The organism is Cupriavidus pauculus, assembly GCF_008693385.1.
Taxonomy (GTDB): domain Bacteria; phylum Pseudomonadota; class Gammaproteobacteria; order Burkholderiales; family Burkholderiaceae; genus Cupriavidus; species Cupriavidus pauculus_D.
In genome coordinates this window covers 1,919,577-1,939,989 of record NZ_CP044065.1, presented here as the reverse complement: position 1 = coordinate 1,939,989, position 20,413 = coordinate 1,919,577, and the positions used below count along the sequence as shown (strand labels likewise).

At 65.8% G+C, this 20,413-nt stretch carries 19 protein-coding genes and 1 pseudogene; 7 read left to right on the top strand and 13 right to left on the bottom strand.

Annotated elements, in window-relative coordinates:
- Positions 1-33 precede the first annotated feature (33 nt).
- Entirely contained in the window at positions 34-1,086 is a 1,053-nt protein-coding gene (locus tag FOB72_RS08875) for a pyridoxal-dependent decarboxylase (protein WP_150372184.1), read from the top strand.
- Here FOB72_RS08875 and FOB72_RS08870 read toward each other — a convergent pair.
- A complete protein-coding gene (locus tag FOB72_RS08870) occupies positions 1,072-2,553 on the bottom strand; it encodes an MFS transporter (RefSeq protein ID WP_150372183.1) in 1,482 nt (493 codons plus the stop codon). The genes FOB72_RS08875 and FOB72_RS08870 overlap by 15 nt on opposite strands.
- Before the next feature lie 25 nt (positions 2,554-2,578).
- Positions 2,579-3,052 (bottom strand): nuclear transport factor 2 family protein, encoded by a 474-nt coding sequence (locus tag FOB72_RS08865; protein WP_150372182.1) that lies wholly within the window; start codon positions 3,050-3,052, stop codon positions 2,579-2,581.
- A 182-nt stretch (positions 3,053-3,234) separates the two neighbouring features.
- Here FOB72_RS08865 and FOB72_RS08860 point away from each other — a divergent pair, with 182 nt between their 5' ends.
- Entirely contained in the window at positions 3,235-3,867 is a 633-nt protein-coding gene (locus FOB72_RS08860; protein WP_317889522.1) for a TetR/AcrR family transcriptional regulator, read from the top strand.
- Between the two features lie 10 nt (positions 3,868-3,877).
- On the opposite strand, the gene FOB72_RS08855 is transcribed toward FOB72_RS08860, so the two are convergent.
- From FOB72_RS08855 to FOB72_RS08840, 4 genes are all read right to left on the bottom strand, one after another.
- Complete coding sequence (locus FOB72_RS08855; protein ID WP_150372181.1) at positions 3,878-5,059, bottom strand: thiolase family protein; 1,182 nt, start codon at positions 5,057-5,059, stop codon at positions 3,878-3,880.
- 68 nt (positions 5,060-5,127) lie between these two features.
- The gene (locus tag FOB72_RS08850; protein ID WP_150372180.1) at positions 5,128-5,865 is read right to left on the bottom strand and encodes a TetR/AcrR family transcriptional regulator; all 738 of its coding nucleotides are present in this window, start codon (positions 5,863-5,865) and stop codon (positions 5,128-5,130) included.
- A 78-nt stretch (positions 5,866-5,943) separates the two neighbouring features.
- Positions 5,944-6,930 carry a Bug family tripartite tricarboxylate transporter substrate binding protein gene (locus FOB72_RS08845; RefSeq protein ID WP_150372179.1) on the bottom strand — a complete coding sequence of 329 codons (987 nt, stop codon included), beginning with the start codon at positions 6,928-6,930 and terminating at the stop codon, positions 5,944-5,946.
- On the bottom strand, positions 6,927-7,688 hold the full coding sequence (locus tag FOB72_RS08840; RefSeq protein ID WP_150372178.1) for an enoyl-CoA hydratase/isomerase family protein: 762 nt from the start codon (positions 7,686-7,688) through the stop codon (positions 6,927-6,929). Before FOB72_RS08840 ends, FOB72_RS08845 begins: the two co-directional genes overlap by 4 nt.
- 222 nt (positions 7,689-7,910) lie before the next feature.
- On the opposite strand from FOB72_RS08840, the gene FOB72_RS08835 reads away from it, so the two are divergent.
- From FOB72_RS08835 to FOB72_RS08820, 4 genes are read left to right on the top strand one after another with little or no spacing between them, the layout of a single operon-like run.
- Positions 7,911-9,227 (top strand): MFS transporter, encoded by a 1,317-nt coding sequence (locus FOB72_RS08835; protein WP_150372177.1) that lies wholly within the window; start codon positions 7,911-7,913, stop codon positions 9,225-9,227.
- On the top strand, positions 9,224-11,587 hold the full coding sequence (locus FOB72_RS08830) for a xanthine dehydrogenase family protein molybdopterin-binding subunit (protein ID WP_223851278.1): 2,364 nt from the start codon (positions 9,224-9,226) through the stop codon (positions 11,585-11,587). Before FOB72_RS08835 ends, FOB72_RS08830 begins: the two co-directional genes overlap by 4 nt.
- Positions 11,584-12,441, top strand: coding sequence for an FAD binding domain-containing protein (locus FOB72_RS08825; protein WP_150372175.1), 858 nt, complete (start codon positions 11,584-11,586; stop codon positions 12,439-12,441). Before FOB72_RS08830 ends, FOB72_RS08825 begins: the two co-directional genes overlap by 4 nt.
- On the top strand, positions 12,438-12,923 hold the full coding sequence (locus tag FOB72_RS08820) for a (2Fe-2S)-binding protein (RefSeq protein WP_150372174.1): 486 nt from the start codon (positions 12,438-12,440) through the stop codon (positions 12,921-12,923). Before FOB72_RS08825 ends, FOB72_RS08820 begins: the two co-directional genes overlap by 4 nt.
- Here FOB72_RS08820 and FOB72_RS08815 read toward each other — a convergent pair.
- From FOB72_RS08815 to FOB72_RS32465, 6 genes and pseudogenes are all read right to left on the bottom strand, one after another.
- Positions 12,920-13,978: an amidohydrolase family protein gene (locus FOB72_RS08815; protein ID WP_150372173.1), complete on the bottom strand. Its 1,059-nt coding sequence runs from the start codon at positions 13,976-13,978 to the stop codon at positions 12,920-12,922. The genes FOB72_RS08820 and FOB72_RS08815 overlap by 4 nt on opposite strands.
- A gap of 4 nt (positions 13,979-13,982) precedes the next feature.
- Complete coding sequence (locus FOB72_RS08810) at positions 13,983-15,293, bottom strand: MFS transporter (RefSeq protein WP_150372172.1); 1,311 nt, start codon at positions 15,291-15,293, stop codon at positions 13,983-13,985.
- Positions 15,294-15,330: 37 nt separating this feature from the next.
- The gene (locus FOB72_RS08805; protein ID WP_150372171.1) at positions 15,331-16,761 is read right to left on the bottom strand and encodes an NAD-dependent succinate-semialdehyde dehydrogenase; all 1,431 of its coding nucleotides are present in this window, start codon (positions 16,759-16,761) and stop codon (positions 15,331-15,333) included.
- Positions 16,762-16,805: 44 nt separating this feature from the next.
- Positions 16,806-17,171, bottom strand: a complete 366-nt coding sequence (locus FOB72_RS32475) for an NAD-binding protein (RefSeq protein ID WP_263364776.1) — start codon at positions 17,169-17,171, stop codon at positions 16,806-16,808.
- 102 nt (positions 17,172-17,273) lie between these two features.
- Positions 17,274-17,726, bottom strand: a pseudogene (locus tag FOB72_RS32470) (NAD(P)-dependent oxidoreductase); the annotation flags it as partial.
- Positions 17,711-18,691 carry a Bug family tripartite tricarboxylate transporter substrate binding protein gene (locus FOB72_RS32465; RefSeq protein ID WP_223851277.1) on the bottom strand — a complete coding sequence of 327 codons (981 nt, stop codon included), beginning with the start codon at positions 18,689-18,691 and terminating at the stop codon, positions 17,711-17,713. The gene FOB72_RS32465 and the pseudogene FOB72_RS32470, both read right to left, overlap by 16 nt.
- A gap of 147 nt (positions 18,692-18,838) precedes the next feature.
- Between FOB72_RS32465 and FOB72_RS08795 the strand changes: the two genes are divergently transcribed.
- Positions 18,839-19,753, top strand: a complete 915-nt coding sequence (locus FOB72_RS08795) for a LysR substrate-binding domain-containing protein (protein ID WP_150372169.1) — start codon at positions 18,839-18,841, stop codon at positions 19,751-19,753.
- 16 nt (positions 19,754-19,769) lie between these two features.
- Here the strand turns inward: FOB72_RS08795 and FOB72_RS08790 are convergent, their stop codons facing one another.
- Positions 19,770-20,366, bottom strand: a complete 597-nt coding sequence (locus tag FOB72_RS08790) for a cupin domain-containing protein (protein WP_150372168.1) — start codon at positions 20,364-20,366, stop codon at positions 19,770-19,772.
- Positions 20,367-20,413 lie beyond the last annotated feature (47 nt).

Genomic DNA, 20,413 nt, shown 5'->3' with positions numbered 1-20,413 from the left:
GTAATATAGAGGCACGTCGCCAGGGAATCAGAAATGGCATTGGAAAATTTCTGCGCGGACCTCCCATTGCAAGACACCGTCGCGTTGCGATGGCTATGTAACCTGCTGCGGCTGCCATCGGACGTCGTTGGCGTTTCGGCAGGCAGCGTGTCGGCGGCCGACGTCATCGCGCTGGCCTCGGCGAGGCACGCCCTGCTTGGCCGGGCCGGGTGGGACGTCAATGCCAGTGGGCTGTATGGCGCGCCCGAACTGACGGTGGTCGTCAGCGAAGACGTCCGCGCCAGCATCGTTGACGCGCTGTTACTTCTGGGCCTGGGGCGTCATCGCATCGTCTTTGTACCAACCGATCATCGCGGGCGGATGAAGACGGAATGTCTTCCCCAGCTCGATCATCTGACGATCGTTTGTATGCATGCGGGCACCCCGAAAACCGGGGACTTCGATTTCGCCGCCGAAATCTGCCGTCTGGCAAGAATGGCAGGCGCATGGGTGCACGTGGATGGAACGCTCGGTCTGTTGGCGCTATCGCATCGCGGTTTCGATACGCTGACCCACGGCTTTGCCGAAGCAGACTCCTGGACCACGGACGCCAACCGGTGGCTCGGCGTTCCTCACGACAGCGCAATCGTTCTGACCCGAAGCGCATCGGATCTCGAAGCCGCCAGCCCGGCGAGTCATGCGCTGCGAGCGAGCGGTGTCGAGGTCTCGGCTGCACTGCTCAATGCGGGGCGTGACGGCATTGTGAAGCGCATTGAACGATCGAGGCGCTTTGCTCGCATGCTTGCGGAGCGTCTCTCGCGCGTCGGATACACGATACAGAGCGACGTGCTGCTCGAGTATGTCCTCGTCTCCTTCGGCTCTGACGACACCTCGCGCGCTGTGATCGACACGCTTCAGACCGAGTTCGCCAGCTGGTGCGATGGCATCGTGTGGAAAGGGCAGTTGACGATGCGCGTGGGCGTTCCTGCCTGGGTATCCACCGATGCGGACATGGAACTCGCCCTGCAGGCCATCATGCAGGCAGCGGAGATGGCCCGATGGGAATCGAGCCCTTCCGTCTTGTTTCACACGCTAGTCGGACCCTGAACGGACCTCGAGCGGACCTTGCGCCACCGAGGCCGGTCTCGAGGCCGCATGGATGCTCGATCTCGAAGCGACCATGGACAGGACGGCGGCAACGATCAGACTGCCGCCCACGCACGACATGGCGACGACCAGCGCCCTGGCCAGGGTCGCCGGACTCGGTGTAGTGCCCGCGACACTGAAGAAGATGCCGCCGATGACCGCGACACCGAGTGCCGCGCTGATCTGCAACGCCGAGTTCGTAATGCCCGCGATCATCCCGGAGCCGCTCGCCGGTGCGCGATTGATGATCGCGCGCACCAGCGTGGGCAACGCCCAGCCCTGACCGAACCCCAGAAGTCCCACCGCCGCGATCAACGGAAGATGAGCCGGCATCTGCCCGGGCGCGCCGGCCACGAGGGCGGCGAGCAGTGCGCAGCCGGCGACCTCGAGCATCATGCCGATGGCGGGGACGCGGTCGCCGAAGAGGCGAATGGCCAGTGGGGTCGTCAGCGGCCCGATAAAGGCGCCGACCCCGAACGGCAGGAACACCAGCCCGGTCTCCAATGGGCTCATCCCAAGCGCCCCCTGAAGGTAGACGGAGAACGTGAGGAAGAATGCAGAGACGACGTAGAAGAAGAGGACGCCCGTCAGCCCGCTCATCAGGCCCGGCCTGCGGATCAGGTCCATGCTGATCAGGGGCACGCCGCCTCGGCGGGCGTAGGCTACCTCGTATCGGCAGAAGGCCACCGCGGCGACGGGGCACGCGACCAACATTGCGCAGGCCCACCACGGCCAGCCCAGCTCCCGCCCTTCGATCAGGGGCACGATGAGCAAGCCCAGCGCGAGCGCGCAGAGCAGCACGCCGATGCGGTCTACCGGTGCGGGGCTGTCACCGCGAACGTCGGGCAGCAACGGCAGCCCGAAGATCAGGACGCCGACGACCACGGGCAAGTTGATGAGAAAGATGATGCGCCACTCCAGATGGAAGATATCCGCGGAGATCAACGCGCCGCCGAGCGCCTGCGCGGCGACGGCGGCCAATCCCACGGCGGCGCCGTAGAGGCCCAGCGCGCGTGCGCGCTCTTTCTCGGGGAACAGGGCGTGGATGGAGGCCAGTCCTTGCGGCGCCATGGCGGCGGCGCTCAAGCCCTGGACCACACGCCCGAGGATCAGCAGGAGGGGTGACGTTGCCAGGCCGCAGATCACCGATGTCAGTCCGAAGCCCGCGACGCCGAGCAGGAAGATCTTCCGACGTCCGAAGAGATCGCCCAGCCGTCCTCCTGTGATCAGGAAAACCGCGTAGGCCGCAGCGTATCCGGAAATGACGAGTTGCAGTTCTGCGGCGCTCGTGTGGAGGTCGCTTTGGATGGAGGGCAGGGCAACGTTCACGATGAAGAAGTCCAGCGGAGGCAGAAATGCGCCCACCAGCAATACCGCGAACGCCGACCATCGACGCGTGGAAGAGGTTGTCAGGGCTGTCGTAGACATAAGTTTCGGCGGCTAGGGGGCAGTGTCAGGCCGGACGGCCGAAGCGTTCCGTTCCCATGATGGGATGCCAGTTCTGGAGCGGCGTGGCGTAGTGCATTGTGAAGACGCGCTCCACGAATGCCCAGCGGCCTTCACGTCGCTGATAGACGTCGCGGTACTGGCCGCTCACCTGTAGCGGACCCTGCTCGACGTCGTAGAAAAGACAGTCGGCCGCCACGAGGCCGTGGCCGTTGTCCCCGTCCACCGTGATCAGCGCATTCGCCATCCAATGATGCATGTGGGGCATGCGCTTCATGTTCACGCGTGCTTGCGCGAGGATGGCTTCCAGGCCCTCGGAATTGCCGTTCGCGCCCAGCAGCAGGCGCGAGTCGGGATGCCAGAGCGTCGCCAGCAGCTCCATGTTCATGGTGTCGAACGCCTCGGCGTAGTTGGCGATCAGCGCATCGATGGCGAAGCGGCTTTCGATGGCGTCAAGACGTGCTTCGAGTTCTTTGGACATTGGCTGTTTTCCGTACCAAGTAGTACACAAATAGTGAAAAAAATTGCGAGGGATTGTGTGGTGCCCCCGCGCTTCTCCGTAATTCCGTACCGAGTAGTACAAATATAAGGGGGCGAAGCGAGCCTTGTCAACTTGCTCTAAGATTGTGTATCGATTAGTCTGTATTTCTTTTACTGACGGAGATGTTCATGGTTCAGCGGGGTCGGCCGCGCGAATTCGACCGCGATGCGGCGATCGTTTCGGCGATGCATCTGTTCTGGGAGCATGGGTATGAGTCGACGTCCTTGTCGCAACTGAAGGCGGCGATCGGCGGAGGCATTTCCGCGACCAGCTTCTATGCGGCCTTCGAGTCCAAGGAGGCGCTGTACAAGGAGGCGCTGGAGCGATACATGGAGATTCATGGCAAGCTGACCCGCAGCCTCCATGACACGTCGCTTGCGCCGCGGGAGGGCGTGTACCTGGCCCTGCTCCGGTCGGCGAAGATGCAGACCGAGAGTGGCCATCCGAAAGGCTGTATGGTCGCGCTGGGCGTTGTCGGGGCCAGTTCCACCGGCAGCGAAAGTGTCACCCAGTTGCTTCGCGAGGTGCGTAGCCGCACGCGCGCCGGCTTTCGTGCCTGCGTGGAGCGCGGCATCAAGAGCGGGGAGTTGCGCAAGAGCACGGATCCGGTTTCGCTGTCGATGGCGTTCGACTGCTTTTTCCAGGGGCTCTCCGTGCTCGCCCGCGATCGCGTTCGTTATGCCGTCATCGAGAAGGCCGTGAACGACGCGATGGGAATGTGGGACGCCGCGCTGGACCAGCCGGCGCCCCGGTAGCGCAGAGACCTCAGAGCATCTCCAGTGCCAGCGCAATGCCTTGTCCACCGCCGATGCAGAGCGTGACGATGCCGCGGCGGATGCCGTCATCGGCCATCGAATGGAGAAGGCGAGTGGTCAGGACCGCGCCCGTCGCGCCAATCGGGTGCCCATGCGCAATGGCGCCGCCGTCGACATTGACGATGTCGTGCGGAATGCCGAGCTCCGCGGCCACCGCCAGCGGCACCGCGGCGAAGGCTTCGTTGATCTCGAAACGTTCCACGTCGGACAGCGACCAGTTTGCGCGTGCAAGCGCTTGCCGGACCGCGGGAACAGGCCCCAGTCCAAACAGCCCGGGCTCCACCGCGCCCACGCCATAGGCCACCAGCCTTGCCATCGGGGCCAGTCCATGCGTCTCGGCATACTGCCTGTCGGACACGATCAACGCGGCCGCGCCGCTGTTCAGGCCCGGCGCATTGCCGGCCGTGATCGTGCCTTCGGGGCGGAACGCCGGCCGCAGTTTCGCGAGGATGTCCAGCGTGGTGTCCGGGCGGTTCGCTTCGTCTTCCTGGAACGACACGGGCTTCTTGTCGCGCGTCTGGACGGCGACGATCTGGCGTGCGAACCGTCCCGCGGCCTTGGCCGAAGCAAAGCGCTGCTGGGAGCGAAGCGCCCATGCGTCCTGGCTCTCGCGCGTCAGTTCGTAGCGGGATGCCAGGTCTTCGGTGTGCCACCCGGAAGCCTGCCCGGAGAAGGCATCGTTCAAGCCGTCATGGAGCATGCTGTCATGCATGACGGCGTCTCCCATGCGGCTACCCCAGCGTCCGGAGGGCAGGAGGTAGGGGGCGCGGTCCATGTTCTCCATGCCGCCGGCGATCGCCACGGGCAGATAGCCGAGACGAATTTCGTCGGCAGCCGTCGCAATCGCCTGGGCGCCCGACCCGCAGACCCGATTGACCGTCAGCGCCGGAACCTGGACGGGTATGCCGCCGTGGATGGCGGCCTGTCGCGCGGGATTCATTCGATTGCCCGCCTGCACCACGTTGCCCATGGTGACGCTTCCGAACGCCGCGGGGTCCAGGCCCGACCGACGGACGGCCTCGGCGATCACGGCGGCGCCGAGGTCGGTCGCGGGGACGGTCGCCAGTGCGCCGTGGAAAGCACCAATGGCCGTTCGGACCGGATGGCAGAGCACTACTTCAGGTATCGACATGTCGGGTTTCCTCGTGATCAACATCGGAAAAGGATAACTTTACATGACGATACTAATCTATTTTGACGTCAGGCGCGGCGCTTGCGGGGCCGCTGCGAACGACTCTCGTGGTCGTCCGCGATCATCTCGCGGATACCGGCGGCTGCAAACCGCACGAGCGCCGAGTAGTGGGACGTCGATTTCGGCGTGCGCACGGAAGCGCCCAGGCGCTCCGCGCGGCCATTCAGTGCATGCGCCTGCTGTCTTGCGCCCACCGAGAACAGGTAGGCCCAGACGGCATCCTCGCGCGAGATGGCGGGCAATACGGTCTGAATCGCGTCGATAAAGCGCTCGGCAATGGGATCGTAGTATTGCTCGCGCAATCGGCGCGAGCGCTCGTCGCTGCCGAGGCTGATGGCGGCGACCATCTGCACATACAGCGCAAGGTTCTCGGCATCCTCCCCCCGGAACATCTCGGACAGCGGCGTGAACGCGATCGTGAGTACATCCTCGACGGTTGCCGGCTCCGTGCCCGCGAACAGCGCATCGAGCAACTGCCCGCGATGCTGGTTGATTGCCGCCGAGCGGCGCTCGAAGACGGCTTCGTACAGCCTGTCCTTCGATGCGTAGTGATAGTGGAGCAGCGCCTGCGCGACGCCCGCGTCTTCCGCGATCTGACGCATGCTGGCGCCCGCATACCCATGCGTGCCGAAGACCCGCTCCGCGGCGTTGAGAATGGCCGCGATGCGCGACCCGGGCTGAGGCCGGCTGTCTTCCTGACGCGCTTCGTCGGCGGCGGAGGGCTTGCGTGCTCGGGTGGTTTTCATGGTCGTTCCGATGGTGCTAGTCGGTTGATCAGTCAGTTCTGGGGTGGAAGGATAGCGCACGTCGCCGTTTCGTCAACGTCAGAGTTTGATGCCGGCGCGTTTGACGGCATCGGCCCAGCGCGCCGTGTCGGTCTTGACGAGCTCTCCGAAGTCACGGCGCGAGTCCCCGCCGGGCAGCAGGGCTTGCGGTGTCAGGGCCTGATCGACGAAGGTCTTGTCCGCCAGCAGCGCGCCGACGTCCCGCTGGATCTTGTCCAGCACGGGCTGCGGCGTGCCTTTCGGCGCGGCCAGTCCGAACCAGGTGTTGACCGCGAAGCCCGGCACGCCGGACTCGGCCACGGTCGGCAGGTCAGGCCGGAAGGCCACGCGCTTTTCCGTCGCGACGGCCAGAATGCGCACCTTTCCCGCTTTCTCGTACGTCTCGAAGGCGCCGAGCGTGCCGATGTACGCACTGACCTGACCGCCGATGATATCGGTGACCACCTGCGACGTGCCCTTGTACGGGACGTGCAGCATCCGCGCGCCGCTGCGCTGCAGGAACTGCTCCATCGCGACGTGCGGATAGGAACCCGCCCCCAGCGAAGCGTAGGCCGTGTCCGGATGCGTCTTCAGATAGGCCAGGAACTCGCCGACGGTCTTCGCGGGGACCGCCGAGGAGACGGCCAGTATCGGGATCTGGCGCGCCACGACGGTGATCGGCGCGAAGTCGCGCTGGGGGGCATACGACATCTTCGGATACAGCGCCGGCAGGATGACGAAGGGCGCGCTATCGCTCAGCACGAGCGTGTAGCCGTCCGGAGCGGCCTTCGCCACGTAGTCCAGACCGATCATGCCGGACGCGCCGCCGCGGTTCTCCACGACGACGGGCTGCTTCCATACCGCGCCCAGTCGATTGGCGAGGCTCCGCGCGACGGCATCCGTCGCGCCGCCCGCCGTGTAAGGCACGACGATCTTGACCACGCGTGCGGGGAACGCGGTGTCATTGTCGGCGGCCGCCGCCCCGGTGCCCGCGATGACGAGACACGCGACCGGGGCCAGCACGCATAGCCGGGCCAGCGGCTTCAAGCTGGCTCCTTCATGCGCGCGACGCCTTCAAGGGCGAGTCCGTATCCAAGGACGTCGTGCAGGCGGCCTTTGAGCTCCTGATTCAGGCAGGTACGCGTGTAGCGCCGCACCAGACGCGGCTGGCGCAGCATCTGCTCGGCAAGTTCGCGGGCACGCGGCAGCAGGTCGGCGGCCGGCATGACTTCATTGACGAGCCCCATCTCCTTCGCCTCGCCGGCGGAGATCGACTGGCCCGTGTACAGGAAGTAGTGGCCACGCGCACGGCCCATCAGCAGGGGCATGATCAGGTGCATGCCGTCTCCGGGCACCATGCCACCCTGGAAGTGCGCCGTGTCCTGCAGCAGCGCAGTGTCCGACGCCAGCACGATATCGCCGAGCAGTGGAATCTCGCAATGGCGCACGGCCGGCCCGTTGATGATGCTGATGACGGGCGCCTCGATGTTCAGCAGGTTGATCAGCAGATGCTTCGCTTCCCAGTAGATCGGGTCGTAGATCGACGGCGTCATCGAGTTACGGTTCTGGTGCATGCCAGGCGCGATGGCGGGGCCGCTGAACGCATCGCCGGTGCCGGTCATGATGACCACGTCGTTCTCGCGGTCGCGTCCCACGTCGAGGAATGCCTGTTCGAACTCGCGGTGCGCGGTCAGGTTCCATACCAGCGGCTCGCCGTTGGTATGAAAGTGCATCTCGAGGATGCCGTTGTGACGCGTCATGCGGATCGTCTCGAACTTGTTTGCGTATTCGTCGAAAGTACTCACGAGAAATTCCCTAATCGATGGATGGAAGAGCGCGAGACCCGCTGGAAGCACACGCCAGCAAGGTCGTCCCGGTTCGGATATAGTAGGAGCTGACTGATTGATCAGTCAACCTCAAAAAACTCAGGGTAATCCCCTGCGCTGAGCGAGCTTGACCATGGCGGATGGCCTTGCCTATGCTACTGACTGTTCGATCAGTCAACTAACTATATCCGGAGACAGGACATGATGAAACTGAGCGTTGACGCCGCGCACGCGGGGGAGTCCCCGCGTGCGCTGTACACCAGGGTGGCGCTACGCCTCATACCGCTTCTGATCGTCTGCTACGTGATCGCCTACCTCGACCGCATCAATGTCGGGTTCGCGAAGCTGCAGATGCAGGAGGAACTGGGCTTCAGCGACGCCGTCTATGGGCTCGGCGCCGGCATCTTCTTCATCGGCTACTTTCTCTTCGAAGTGCCGAGCAATCTGCTGCTGCAGCGCATCGGCGCGCGACGGACGATTGCGCGCATCATGATTTGCTGGGGGATCATCGGTTGCTGCATGGCCACCGTCGCCACGCCCACGCAGTTCTACGTGCTGCGATTCCTGCTTGGCGTATTCGAGGCGGGATTCTTTCCCGGCGTGGTCTATTACCTCAGCAACTGGTTTCCGCGTAGCCGCCGCGGACAGATCCTCGCGCTGTTCATGACCGGGTTTCCGATCGCCGGCCTGATCGGCGGTCCCGTATCGGGGTGGGCCATGTCGCGCCTCGCGGATGTCGCGGGCCTTGCGGGATGGCAATGGCTGTATATCGTCGAAGCGGCGCCGGCGGTCCTGCTCGGGCTCGTCGTCTGGTTCACGCTCGATGACAGTTTCGAGGGCGCGCGATGGCTCGGCGCGGCCGAAAAGGACAAACTGCGCGCGGCGCTGAAGGCCGATGGCGAGCCCGCTCACTCCGGCGCGCACGGGCTCTGGCGCGAGGTGCTGACCGATGCGAAGGTGTACCGGATCTGCTTTGCCTACTTCACGTTCATCTGCGGGACGTATGCGTTGAGCTTCTGGGGTCCGACCGTCCTGAAAACCGCCGGCGCGACGGATGTCGTGCATATCGGCTGGCTGTCCGCGATTCCCTATGGGATCGCCGCGGTGGGCATGGTCCTGATTTGCCGCAGCTCAGACCGGCTGCTGGAGCGACGCATCCACGGCGCGCTGTGCGCGATCGTCGGTGCCGCGGCACTGGCGCTGTTGCCCGCTTTCGCCCACGACCTGACGGTCACGCTGGTGCTTCTTGCCGTGGCATCGACCACCGTCTTCGTGACGCTGCCGCTGCTGTGGTCGATGGCGTCGGATTACCTTGCCGGGTCTCCGGCCGCGGCCGGCGCCATTGCCTTCATCAACAGTATCGGTTTGCTGGGCGGGTTCGTGAGCCCGTTCGCGATGGGTTGGCTCAAGACGTGGACCGGTACGCTCAACAGTGGCCTTTATCTGATGACGGGGCTGCTCGTATGCGGCGCCGTCCTGATGCTGTGCGTGAACGTGAAACGGGTGAGGGCCGAATGAGTGAAACCGTACCGGGCGCCAGCGTCACGCGCCTCGATGGCGATCGTTTCGTATCCGGGAGCATCGCCTACAGCGCCGACCTGATTCCGGTTGGCGCGCTTCACCTCGGTATCGTGCGCAGTCTTCATGCCAGCGCGACGATCGTGTCGATCGACATGACGGCGGCGCTCGGGATGCCGGGCGTCGTTGCGGGACTGACGGGCGCCCAGGCTGCCGAATTGTGCGATGCCATGCCGGCGGCGATGGCGTTGCCCGCGGCCGCCGCCCGCGGGCCGCTGCAAAGCCGATGCCTGGCCGTGGACCAGGCCGTGTATTTTGGCCAGCCCGTCGCCGCGATCGTCGCCGACTCGGTGCAGGCCGCGCAGGCGGCCGTCGCGAAGGTGGCGGTCGAGTACGCGGTGCATGCCCCGACGGTCAATGCCCGCGACGCGTTGCGCGAGGGCGCGCCGATCGTCCAGCCGGGCTGGGAAACCAATCTGCTCATGCGCGACCGCATCCGTGCGGGCAATGCGGACGACGCGTTTGCCCGGGCCGCGCATGTCGTGAAGGGCACGATGACCATCGCGCCTTCCACCAGTGCGCCCATGGAACCGCTCTGCTACGTGGGCGAGTGGGACCGGCGGGCGCAGTGCTATGTGCTGACCGGCACCTTCCAGAATCCCCATACGAGCCGGTGGCTCGTTGCGGCCGCCCTGCGCGTGAAAGAGACGCAGGTACGCATCGTGGCCCCGGCCATCGGCGGGACCTTCGGGCTGAAGATGGCGGGGCATCCGGAGGAAGTCCTGGTCGCGCTGTTCGCCAGGCTCACCGGGCGTCCGGTGGCGTGGGTCGAAGAGCGGAGAGAAACGCTGCTCGCGGGCGCGCGGTCGCAGCACCACACCTTCGCGCTCGCGGCGGACGAGAACGGGCGGCTGATCGGATGGCGCGACAGCATCCTGGCCGACGTGGGCATCATGGCCGCGGGCCACAGCTGGGCCATGGCACTGGTCACGCCTGCCGTCTTCCCGACCGTCTACACGATCGACAACTGCGACGTGGAGTGCGCGCTTGCGATCACGAATCATGCGCCATGGCAGGCGATTCGCGGGTACGGCAAGGAGATCGGCAACCTCGTCATCGAGCGCGCCATCGACCTGATGGCGCGGCGCACGGGCATCGATCCGGTCGAGCTTCGCCGGCGCAACCTCGTGCCCAGGGACGCGCTCCCGCGACTGCTGCCCTCAGGGCTCAACGTCGATAGCGGCGACTATCCCGCCGCGCTGGAACAGCTGCTGCCGATGTTCGGCTACGACGCATGGCGAGCCCGCGCGCGCGAGACCCGTGCCGATGCGATCCGCATCGGTGTCGGCATTGCGTTCGAGCTGACGCCGGAGGGCGGGGCGCGACCCGGCAATTTCCCGAACGGTTACGAAACCTCGACGGTCCGGCTGACGCCATCGGGCGATATCCAGGTGCTGACCGGCGTGACCTCGCCGGGCAGCGGCAGCGACACCGGCATCGCGCAGATGGTGGCGGGCGAACTGGGCCTGCGCGTCGACCAGGTCATGGTCACGCAGGGCGACACCGATGTCACGCCGGTAGGCACCGGCAATGCGAGCAGCCGGGCACTGATGTATGGCGGAACGGCCGCGCTGCTTGCCGCGCGCGACCTGCGCGACAAGCTGGCGCAGTGTGCCGCCAACATGCTCGGCGGCGGCAAGGCGGACATCGCGCTGCGGGACGGCTTTGCATGGCTTGGCAATACGGACCGGAAGGTGTCGATCGCGGACATTGCGCTCGGTGTGCACGTCCGGCCGTTCACCGTGGCCGCGAATGTCGAGCTGCCGCTGGAGGTCACGCGCAGCTTCGCGCCCGCCAATGTCCGGGTGGAACCCGACGCGCAGGGAAGGATCGCGACATATCCGACGTTCTCCTATTCCGTGCATGCGGTGGCGATCGAGGTCGATACGGAGCTGGGAAATTCCCGCCTGCTCGACTACGCCGTGGTCCACGACTGTGGCGTGATGATCAATCCCCAGCTGGTGGAGGGGCAATTGCGGGGCGCGGTGGCCATGGGGATCGGCACGGCGCTCTACGAGGAACTGAAGTACGACGCCGGGCACCGGATGATCACCGACCGATTCAAGAGCTATCTGTTGCCGCGCGCGACGGACCTTCCCCCCATACGTGTGGGCCACCTTACGACGCCGAATCCGTTTCATCCGCTCGGCATGAAAGGGGCGGGCGAATCGGGCGTGGGCGGCGCGCTCGCGGCCGTCTCCAACGCGGTGGCGGATGCACTGGGCGGCGAGACGCAGCTCGAGCATGTGCCGGCTACCCCCGCGCGAGTGATCGCGGCGTTGAGCGGGAGGCATGCATGATCGGCGAGGTTTTCGAGTTTCATCGGCCGGCCTCCCTGAAGGAGGCCGCCGGGCTGCTGCGGCAATTCGCGGGAGAGGCCACGGTCATCGGCGGCGGCACCATGCTGGTTCCGGCAATGTCGGCCAATCAGGTCCGCTGGAAGCACGTCGTCGGCCTGTCGCGCCTGCATCTGGACACGGTCGTGCTGACGGACACGCATGTGCGCATTGGCGCGATGACGAGCTATGCGCAATTGCTGGCCTCGCCCGTCGTGGCCGAACATCTGCCGCTGCTCCGCATGATGGCGGAACAGGTCACCGGCGGCCCGTCGATCTGGAACCAGGGCACGCTGGGCGGTTCCGCTGCGTTCGCCAACCCGGCGTCCGATGCGCCGGCATGCCTCTGCGCACTAGAGGCCGCCTTCCTGCTGCATTCCGCGGATGGCACGCGCAGTGTCGCGGCCGGCGATTACTTCCTTGGCGCGTTCCACACCGCGCGCCGGCCCGACGAGTTGCTGACGCATATCGAGATTCCGCTTGCGCGGGCCCCGGAGGTCTGGCGATACCAGAAGTACAAGCCGTGTGCGAGCTCGTGGCCCATCGTGGCCGTGGCCTGCGCGGTGCGACTGGGCGAGCCCGCGCGCGTTCGCCTCGCCGTGGGGGCGGCCACGCCGCGCCCGGTCGTCGTGTCTCGTGCCTTCCCGGGCGCGGGCCTCCACGGCGATGCATGGCTCGACGCCATCGTCGCGGAGACCATGGCTGGCGCGGGCGAGGGCTGGAGCGACGAACTCGCGGACGCCTCCTATCGCCGCGCGGTATTGCCAGCGGCAATCAGGCGCAACCTCCGCGCCGCGATCGAAGAGGTAGACGCATGACAACGACGAAGACGATCAACCTCGTGCTGAATGGCACGCCGCGCGCGGCAAAAGCGGATAGCCGGCTGCTGCTCGTCGAACTGATTCGTGACGGGCTCGATGCAAAGGGCACCCGGGTCGGATGCCTGACAGGGGACTGCGGGGCCTGCAGTGTGCTGCTGGATGGCGAGGTCAGGAAAGCATGCCTGGTGCTCGCGGCGTCGATCGACGGCAACGACGTGCGAACCATCGAGGGCCTCGATGCCATCGAAGCGCTGCAGCGGGCGTTCATTTCCCACAATGCGTTCCAGTGCGGGTTCTGCACGAGCGGCATGCTTGTCGTGGCCGCGGACCTGTTGAGAAGGAATCCGTCTCCCACGCGAGACGAGATACGCCATGCCATCAGCGGCAATCTCTGCCGATGCACGGCGTACGAGCCAATCGTCGAAGCCATCCATCATGCCGCGCACGATGGCGATGACGGGACCGTCTCGGTCAGTTAGGCGGCAGCCCCGATTCGGTACACGCGCGCGGCCGTGCCATGAAAGAGGTCGTCCTTCTCGTCCTCCGTGGCAAGCTGCGCGATTCTCTTGAACGCGTTCCACACCGTCGCGTAATGGCCCGATGATCGATCGACGGGGAAATTGCTTTCGAACATGCATCGGGCGGCGCCGAATGCTTCGATCACGACCTCCGCGGACGGGCGCCACAGCTCGGCGAGCGTGGCCGAAGACGGCGGCGCGGGCATCGATTCGGTCTGGAACCCGAACGTGGCAATGCCGTAGCCACCGATCTTGACGAACACGTTCGGGCATGCGGCCAGCGTCTGGATCGGCGTGATCCACTCGCGAAAGGCCTCGTCACGCCGCCCCGCGTAATCGCCGACGCCGAGGATGCCGCCGACGTGATTCAGCACGATGGTGGCGTCCGGTACCGCGCGCGCCAGGTCGATGACTTCCTGCAGCTGGGTGTGGTAGATCCAGGCATCGAAAACGAGGTTTCGCGCGGACAGCCGGCGCAATCCTGCCCGGAAGCCGGGCAGGGCGTACAGTCCGGCCGGAGGCCGCGGCAACACGCCGAAGCGGAACGACGGATGCCGTGCCGCGGCGCACCGGATGCCCCGGAATCGGCCTCGGGCGGCCGCTTCGTGCGCGTCCAGCACTTCGGTCACGGCATCGCCGAGGCACAGGTCCGCATAGCCGACGATGCCCGCGGCAATCCGCGTCGGCGTGCGGCGCGATGTGGCCTGTTCCGCCAGTGCCGCGACGGCTTCCGTTTCGCCTACGGGCCGAAGATGCTCGGGGCCACGGGTCCGGTATTTCCAGCCGACCTGCATGAAAATCGTCGCGTCGATGCGATGGCCGGCCGCCGCGTCGCGCAACTGGTCCTCCAGCCGATAGCCGGCCCAGTGATCGGAAAAATGAAAGTGCGCGTCGATGATGGGGCGCTCCGGGTCGATCGGCGCTTCAGGCGCCGTCGTGTACCAGGCGTGGGGCAGCCGGGGAGGGTGCAGGACGGGCGGATCCTCCGCGGCAGGGGTTTGCGATCGCAGCGTCATGGTCTTACTCCGTCCGCAAGGCCTTTCCGGCCGTTTCCCCGATGCCGAGGACGACGGCGCAGGAGATGAGCGCCGCACCGATCAGTATCCACGCGGGTGACGTGGTCGAGCCCGTCGTCGCGATCAGCCATGTGGCCAGGTACGGCGCGGAACCGCCCGCGACGATGGCGGCAACGCTGATGCCGAGGTTGATGCCGCTCGTACGGACCTTGGTCGGAAGCAGCTCGCAGTACAGCGTGTAGTTCGTGGACAGATAGGCGGCTTCGAACAGTCCGAGCGCGATCTGCGCGAAGATCGCCCAGGACAGCGATGTCTGCATCGCCATGAACAGCGGATAGCTGAACGCGATGAAGCAGAGGTTCGCGCCGATCAGCATCGGCCTGCGCCCGATGCGGTCGGAGAGCACGCCGAACGGATAGATCGCGATTGCCGCGACGATCATCGACAGGGTCGCGGACCAGCCCGCCATCTGGGCCGACATGATCTGCTGCTTCTGGAAATACGTGACGAAGTAGGTAAAGGGGATGTAGTAGCCCGCCATCGCGCAGCATCCGATACAGGCGATGGCCAGCACGCCTTTCGGATAGTCGCGCAGCAGCGCGAGCGTCGGCACCTTCTCGAGCTTGCTCTGGTTCTCCATGCGCATGAAGTCGGGCGTCTCTTCCATCCGGTGGCGGATGAACAGCGCAATCACGCCCATGGGCGCGGAGACGAGGAACGGGATGCGCCATCCCCAGGCATGCAGGTCTTCGGGGGTCAGGGCGGCGTTGAGCAGCGCCACGGCGATCGCGCCGCCCATGGTGCCCGCCAGGCAACCGATCTGCGTCGCGCTCGTGAGGGCCGCGCGCCGCGGGGCCGGCGCGACTTCGGCCACGTATGCCACCGCGCCGCCCATCTCGCCGCCCGCGGCAAAGCCCTGCACGCATCGCAGAAGGCAAAGCAGCACCGGCGCGACGAGCCCCGCGCTGGCATAACCGGGAAGCAGGCCGATCAGGGCGGTCGCGGCGACCATCATCACGACGGACACGAGCAGCGCCGGTTTGCGGCCATAGCGGTCGGCCAGCGCGCCCAGCACGATGCCGCCCAGGGGGCGAACGACGAATGCGACGCCGAACACGGCGAACGTGTAGAGCAGCGCCAGTTCCCCCATGTCCGGAAAGAACAGGGTGGCGAGGGTCGTGGCGAGAAACGCGTAGACGGTGTAGTCGTAGTACTCGATCAACGTGCCGATGGCACCCGCCCAGACGACCTTGCGGATGGACGCCGGCGTCCGGACGGTCTCCGGGACCGTCGCGACATTGCTTAGGGTATTCATGTTGTTTGTCTCCATGCCTGCTCGGATGCCCGACGTGTCAGGTGCCTGCGCTCTGGCGAACGCACTTGACGCGCAGGAACTCGCGAAGTCCCTCGATGCCGCCCTCGGATCCCAGTCCGCTATCCTTGTAGCCGCCGAAAGGCGTCTCTGGCAGCGAAGCCTGCCACTCGTTGATGCACACCGCGCCGGCTTCGATCTCGTGCGCGAGGCGGTCCGCGGTACCCAGATGGTTCGTGAAGCCGTAGGCAGCGAGGCCGAAAGGCAGCCGGTTGGCTTCGGCGATCGCCGCGTCCAGGTCCGTGAAGGCGCTCAGCAGCGCAATCGGGCCGAACGGCTCGATATTGGAAACGTCGCTGTCCGCGCCAGGCTGGAGGATCACGGTCGGGCGATAGTAGAAGCCCGGTGCGTCGATGCGTTGCCCGCCTGCCGCGATCTCGAGCCCGCGGCCGCGCGCATCGTCGACGAGCCGTTCGACGGCGTCGAGACGGCGCTGGTTTTTCAACGGGCCCATCTGCGTGGCCGGATCGAACGGGTCGCCGACGCGCCACGCCTGGGCAGCGCTGGCGAACTGCGCCGAGAACCGCGCGAAGATCCGTTCGTCGATCAGGAACCGCGTCGGGCATACGCAGAACTGGCCCGAGTTCCTGAACTTCGTGGCCACCGCAGCCTTGACGACGCGATCGACATCGACGTCGGCCGTGACGATGACGGGCGCATGGCCGCCCAGTTCCAGCGTTGCCCGTTTCAGCGTGCTGGCCGCCTTGGCGCCCAGCGTCTTGCCGACCGCGGTCGCCCCGGTGAAGGTGAGCATGGCGATCTTCGGCGAGCCGCACAGTTGCCCGGCAATCTCCGCGGCGTCGCCAAACACCATGTTCACGACGCCGTCGGGAATGCCGGCGTCCTGGATCGCCTGCGCCAGGAGCAGCGCTACGCCGGCCGTCTCCTCCGATGGCTTCAGCACGACGGTGCAGCCGGCGGCGAGCGCGCCGCTGATCTTGCGCGCGGGGGTGATGGCCGGCGCGTTCCACCCCGCGAACGCCGCGACGGGACCCATGGGTTCCAGCAGCATGGTCTGCGTGGTGCCACGGGTGCGCGCGGGAATGACGCGCCCGTAGAGCCGGCGGGCTTCCTCCGCCGACCATTCGAACATCTCCCATGCCGTGGCGACTTCCTTGCGGGACTCCGCGATGGGCTTGCCGAGTTCCAGCGAGATCTGCCGCGCGAATGCTTCCTCGCGTTCTTTCATCAGCTCGGCAACGCGGCGCAAGAGGGAAGAGCGCTCCAGCGGCGACCTGACCCGCCAGCTGCGGAAGGCATCCGCAGCCGCGGAGATGGCCTGCTCGACGTCCGCTTCGGACGCGCAGGCGTATTCGCCCAGCGGCTGGCCATTGGCCGGGTTGAAGATGTGGATGTACTTGCCGGAGGCGCCTTGCCGGAACTGGCCGGCGATGAATTGTGCGTAGTTCAATTGTCAGGCCTTTACAAAGTGGGACACCAGAGTCGCGGTGCCGACTAGCAGCGGGGGGCGGCGATGCCGTTGGCATTCGCCCAGAACTCCGTCATCGACGATGTGTCGTTGCCGTCGTAGCCGGCGTTGCGTGCCAGCTGGAACATGCTCCGCACGAGGTTGCCGACGGGCAGCGAGACGCCGCTGGATTGCGCGGCCTGGCAGGCGAGCGTCAGGTCCTTGAATCCGAGGGCAATGTCGAAGCCGGGCGTGAGGTCGCCCTTGAGTACCTTGATGGGCCACTTCTCCTTGAGCTGGCCATTCGAGGCCGTGGTGCCCGTCAGCACATCGAAGGTCTTCTTCACGTCCATGCCCAGCGAACTGGCGAGGACCAGCGCCTCGGAATTGAGCTGGCAGTAGCACAGCACCATGAGGTTGTTGATGAGCTTCATCCGCGTGCCGGCGCCCGGATTGCCGCAGTGCTGGACCGTGGTGCCCATCCTGAGCAGAATGGACCGCACGGCTTCGAAGTCGGCATCGCTGGCGCCGACCATGAACAGCGACTCTCCGCGATCGGCGTTCGTCGCGAGCCGGCCGACCGGGGCGTCGGCAAACCGGATGCCCTTTTCGTTGGCGGCGCGGGCGATGTCGTCAACGGTATCGATATCGATCGTGCTGAGCTCGACGAACAGCGCACCGGGGCGCATATGGGCCAGCACGCCATCGGCGCCGAGCACGACGTCGCGCGATTGCCGCGGTCCGGGCAGCATCGTGAAGACGACATCCGCCTGTTCGGCCACGTCCCGGACACTGGTGCCGGCGCGCGCGCCCAGCGCGGCAAGTTTTTCCACGGGGTCCGGATGGAGATCGAACACGGCGACGTTCACGTCGTTGCGTCGCAGATGCGTTGCCAATGCGAATCCCATTCGGCCAAGGCCGATGAATCCTGCTTTCATGTGAATGCTCCTGATTACTCGAACGTGAGGCCCGACGTTCGGACGATGTCCGCGGTGCGTTGCGTCTGCACGCGGATGTGATCGGCAAAACTGCCGGGGGAACCGGGGAACGGGTACTGATCCATTTCCCTGAGGCGGGTGGCCACGCGCTCGCTCCCCATGATGTCGTTGACCGCGGCATTGAGCTTGCCGACGATGTCGCGCGGCAGGCCGGCGGGGCCGAGCAACCCATTCCAGGGTTCGGCCGAGAATCCGGGCAGGGACGCGCTGCCCAGCACGGGGATGCCTGGCCGGCCCACATCGGCCGACGATGCGGACGACCCCAGGATCCTGAGGTTCTTCGACTGGGCCTGCGCGAGGACCAGCGAGCCGGCGAGAAACGCGAAGTCGATGCGGTTGGCGATCAGGTCGCTCAGCGCCGCGGCGTCGCCCTTGTACGCAACATGCGTGGCGTGGATGCCGGCCTTTTTCGAGAACCATTCGCCCGCCAGATGGTTGGCCGATCCGGGTCCCGCGGAGCCGAAGGTCAGGCCCTTGCCCGGCGTGCGTCCCGCCTGGACCAGATCCTGATACGAGGTCAGCGTGGAGTCGCGGGAGACGACGAGGTAATACGGAAACCGGGCAACCGGCGCGATGGAAGTGAAATCGACAAGGGGGTTGTAACCGAGTCCCTTCTTCACCGCGGGGAGGATGGCGAGCGTGCCGTTGGCACCCACCATCAGCGTGTAGCCGTCGGGGGCGGCTTTCTTCAGCAGGTTGGCGGCGAGCTCGCCGCTGGCACCGGGGCGGTTGTCGATCACGAACGGCTGGCCGAACTTTCTGGTCAACCCTTCCGCAAGCAGCCTCGCGACGGCGTCGGTCGGGCCGCCCGCCGCGAATCCGACGTAGACGGTGACCGCCCTGGCCGGGTACTCCGCGGCCGGTGCGGACGTGGCGGCGAGCATCGACGCCATAGCGAATATCGCGGCCGCGAGGGCCTTCCTGATGCGTTCCATGTCTGTCTCCTCGTCTCAGCCTGAAGGGCTGTTTCTTTTTTGTGGCAACGGGGCCATGACTGGAAATTTACCAACGGCAAGAAAGCCGTTGGTGTACTCTGAGCACACTTCGTATACCCAGGGTAATCAGTCTTCCGGCTCGATGCGATGACACTGCAGCAACTACGCGACTTTATTTCCGTGGCGGATATGGGAAGCCTCAGAGGCGCGGCCCGGAGCCGCGGCGTGACGGCGCCAGCGCTGGCGAAGAACATTCGCTCGCTGGAGGAGGGGCTGCATGTGGTGCTGATCGAGCGCCGGTCGCGCGGCGTCGTGCTCACCGAGGCCGGCGAGGCATTGCTCGCGCACGCCCGGCTGATTGACTCGCAGGCCAACAAGGCTGCCGAGGACATCGCGCAGCGGCACGGCAAGCTGGAGGGGGCGCTCTCGATGGGTGTCGGCCCGTCGGCCGGCGTCGCGCTGATGCCCGGTGTGCTGAAGGACTTCCAGCGGCGGTATCCGGCCGTGAACGTCAACATGTTCGGGGGGTCCTACTTCGACCATATCGGCCCGCTGCATCAGGGCAGTCTCGACATGGCCATCGTGGCCGTCCCGGAGGAACGGGAATCCACGCTGGACGTCGAGCACCTTTTCTATAACGACCTGGTCGTCGTATGCCGTCGCGGCCATCCGCTCGGTCAGGCGCGATCGCTGGCCGAGCTCGCCGGCGCCGTATGGGTGCTGACGGGACCCGTGGGCAAGGGTCCCGGGTCGGCGATTCTTGAAGCGTTCCGGCAGCGCGGATTACCGCGGCCGACGCGCCTGCTCCAGTGCGACATGACGTGGACGCTCAACACGCTGCTCGTGCAGAGCGATATGCTCTGCGCGCTGCCGCGCATCATGATCGAGCAGCCGGGGTCGTCCGACTCCCTGCAGGCCCTGAGGCTCGTCGAGCCGCTGCCGAGCTACAGCATCAGCCTGGTCAGGCGCAGCAGCACGCCACTGCTGCCGATCGCCGACCATATGGCCAACCTGATCAGGCGGCACGCGCATTATTTCGCGACATCGACGCAGGGAAGCTAGGCGCGTCGCGCGCGGCTCAGAACTTCGTCCTGAGCGCGTCGTCGAACTTGCCGTCGATCAGGACGTAGAGCATGCGCACGGGCTTGCCCGAGCGATTGCTCCATGCATGGTTCGTCCCGCGCTGGATGACCACGTCGCCAGCGGAAACCAGCACTTCGCTATCGTCGAGAACCAGATAGACCTCGCCCTCCAGGACCACCGCATAGTCCACGGACTCGGTGCGGTGCATGAACGGATGCCGCTGCGCTTTTCCGAACGTGGAAATGGTGTCGTTGCCGAAGGCCTTGAAGACTTCCGCGACCTGTTCTGGACCCATGTTTCGCATTTCCTCGGTTTCGGGAGGAATCTCCGAAATCCGAAACACCGTGCCGCGTTCCGGCGGGTGGATCTGCTTGGGGCCCGTCGTCGGATCGGCTTCCTCGGCCGTTACCGCGACCGGTGCGCCTTCCGTCTTCCACATTTCCACCGAGACATGCCCATGATGGGCGGGGTTGTGCCGGATGGAAGGCGCGGCGCGATCTTCGAGAACGATCGCGCGGCCGTTGGCGTCATGGCCGGTAACGATGCGGCGAATGACCGGATCCTGCGCGCGCCTCGGTGTTTGATTTTCCATTTCTCGTCCTTTGCGTTGAAGGTCTGATCAGTCTAAATGCTGACTGT

Bases quoted from the DNA above. Each gene is read 5' to 3' on its own strand.
- FOB72_RS08875 (WP_150372184.1), top strand. From the start codon at position 34: ATGGCATTGGAAAATTTCTGCGCGGACCTCCCATTGCAAGACACCGTC.
- FOB72_RS08870 (WP_150372183.1), bottom strand. From the start codon at position 2,553: ATGTCTACGACAGCCCTGACAACCTCTTCCACGCGTCGATGGTCGGCG.
- FOB72_RS08865 (WP_150372182.1), bottom strand. From the start codon at position 3,052: ATGTCCAAAGAACTCGAAGCACGTCTTGACGCCATCGAAAGCCGCTTC.
- FOB72_RS08860 (WP_317889522.1), top strand. From the start codon at position 3,235: ATGTTCATGGTTCAGCGGGGTCGGCCGCGCGAATTCGACCGCGATGCG.
- FOB72_RS08855 (WP_150372181.1), bottom strand. From the start codon at position 5,059: ATGTCGATACCTGAAGTAGTGCTCTGCCATCCGGTCCGAACGGCCATT.
- FOB72_RS08850 (WP_150372180.1), bottom strand. From the start codon at position 5,865: ATGAAAACCACCCGAGCACGCAAGCCCTCCGCCGCCGACGAAGCGCGT.
- FOB72_RS08835 (WP_150372177.1), top strand. From the start codon at position 7,911: ATGATGAAACTGAGCGTTGACGCCGCGCACGCGGGGGAGTCCCCGCGT.
- FOB72_RS08830 (WP_223851278.1), top strand. From the start codon at position 9,224: ATGAGTGAAACCGTACCGGGCGCCAGCGTCACGCGCCTCGATGGCGAT.
- FOB72_RS08825 (WP_150372175.1), top strand. From the start codon at position 11,584: ATGATCGGCGAGGTTTTCGAGTTTCATCGGCCGGCCTCCCTGAAGGAG.
- FOB72_RS08820 (WP_150372174.1), top strand. From the start codon at position 12,438: ATGACAACGACGAAGACGATCAACCTCGTGCTGAATGGCACGCCGCGC.
- FOB72_RS08815 (WP_150372173.1), bottom strand. From the start codon at position 13,978: ATGACGCTGCGATCGCAAACCCCTGCCGCGGAGGATCCGCCCGTCCTG.
- FOB72_RS08810 (WP_150372172.1), bottom strand. From the start codon at position 15,293: ATGAATACCCTAAGCAATGTCGCGACGGTCCCGGAGACCGTCCGGACG.
- FOB72_RS32475 (WP_263364776.1), bottom strand. From the start codon at position 17,171: ATGGTGCTGTGCTACTGCCAGCTCAATTCCGAGGCGCTGGTCCTCGCC.
- FOB72_RS32465 (WP_223851277.1), bottom strand. From the start codon at position 18,691: ATGGAACGCATCAGGAAGGCCCTCGCGGCCGCGATATTCGCTATGGCG.
- FOB72_RS08795 (WP_150372169.1), top strand. From the start codon at position 18,839: ATGACACTGCAGCAACTACGCGACTTTATTTCCGTGGCGGATATGGGA.
- FOB72_RS08790 (WP_150372168.1), bottom strand. From the start codon at position 20,366: ATGGAAAATCAAACACCGAGGCGCGCGCAGGATCCGGTCATTCGCCGC.